This is a genomic window from Noviherbaspirillum denitrificans (assembly GCF_002211445.1).
GTDB classification, from domain to species: Bacteria; Pseudomonadota; Gammaproteobacteria; order Burkholderiales; family Burkholderiaceae_D; genus Noviherbaspirillum; species Noviherbaspirillum denitrificans.
The window spans coordinates 3,308,974-3,310,540 of the sequence record NZ_LSTO01000001.1 but is presented as its reverse complement, the minus strand read 5'-3'; the positions used below and the strand labels follow the sequence as shown (position 1 = coordinate 3,310,540).

Genomic DNA, 1,567 nt, shown 5'->3' with positions numbered 1-1,567 from the left:
ACGGCCGGATGGGCCGGCGCCGTTGCCGCGGGCTTGGCGGCAGGCGCTGCGGCAGGCTTGTCCGCCGGCTTCTGCGGTGTGACGGCAGGTGGTGCCGGCTGGGCGGGGCCGTCTTGCACCGGCGCGGGCGCGACGGCGGGGGCTTGCGGAGCGGCAGCAGCTTGCTTGGCCGCCTCTTTCGCGGCTTCCTTCGCTGCTTCTTTCGCGGCCTCGCGCTTGGCGGCCTTCTCCCGCTTCGGATCTTCCGCCTCGGGACGCGGCGGGAATTGCATTTCCGTCAGCAGGATCAGCATCTGTCGGTTGCGGTCGATACCGGCTAGCGGCTGGCAGACGATGCGGGCAAACGCATCGGACGACTTGCGGTCGACCTGGGTCACCTTGGCCACCGACAGGCCGGCCGGATAGACGCCATCGATGCCGGACGTGACCAGCATGTCGCCGTTCTGGATATCGGCATTGACGGGCATGAAGCGCAGGTCGAGCGAACCCGAATGGCCCTGCCCGTAAGCGATGCTGCGCAGGCCGCTGCGCACCACCTGGACCGGGATCGCCTGGTCCTTGTCGGTCAGCAGCGTGATTTCGGAGGTAAAGGGAAATACGCGCGTCACCTGGCCGACCACGCCGACGTCGTCGATCACCGGCTGCCCCGGCGCGACGCCATGGCTGCTGCCGCGGTCAACGACGATCTTGCGGGTAAAGGCATCCCGCGCGTCGTACAGGATTTCGGTCATCACCGATTTCACCGCAAGCCGCTCGTTGGCCGACAGCAGCTTACGCAGCTGCGCGTTCTCCGCTGCCAGCTGTTGCACCTGCTGCAATGTCTGGCCGTTGGCGACCTGCTGCTCCTTGAGCTTGTGGTTTTCCTTCTGCATCGCCGACAGCGACGAGAAGTAATCGCCGACCATGTAGGCGGCATCGCGCGGCAACAAGGCCACGACCTGCAGCGGATACAGCGCGGTGCCGACCACCTGGCGGATGGCTCCCAGGGAGCGCAGGCGCGAGTCGGCCACCAGCAGGATCAGGGCAATGAGGGAGAAGAACACCACTTTGGCTCGCGCGGAAGCGCCTTGCTTGAAAAGTGGCGGTGGACTGTAATCCATCAGGGTCTAAAAGGAGAACGTGACCGGGAATTTCTGTCCATCGGCGCGCCTTGCGTGGTTGGGGCAAGGCGCGTCTGGCAAAACATCGTGTCGATTACTCGTAGGAGAAAATGGAGCCAAGCTTGTCCATGCGCTCGAGCGCCATACCGGAGCCGCGCACCACGCAGGTCAGCGGATCCTCAGCGACGATCACGGGCAGGCCGGTCTCTTCCATCAGCAGGCGGTCCAGGTCGCGCAGCAGCGCGCCGCCGCCGGTCAGCATCATGCCCTTCTCGGCGATATCCGCGCCGAGTTCCGGCGGAGTCTGCTCGAGCGCGTTCTTGACGGCGGAGACGATGTTGTTGAGCGGATCGGTCAGCGCTTCCAGGATTTCGTTGGACGAAATCGTGAACGAGCGCGGGATGCCTTCAGACAGGTTGCGGCCCTTGACTTCCATTTCCTTCACTTCGGAACCCGGGAACGCGGAA

General features: G+C 65.0%; 2 protein-coding genes. Both read right to left on the bottom strand.

Annotated elements, in window-relative coordinates; genetic code table 11:
* Window positions 1-1,100, bottom strand: a 1,100-nt coding sequence (gene mreC, locus AYR66_RS15975; RefSeq protein ID WP_170942316.1) for a rod shape-determining protein MreC, incomplete at its 3' end; no start/stop codon positions are given.
* Between the two features lie 94 nt (window positions 1,101-1,194).
* The coding region (locus tag AYR66_RS15970; protein ID WP_170942315.1) for a rod shape-determining protein at window positions 1,195-1,567 on the bottom strand (373 nt) is incomplete at its 5' end.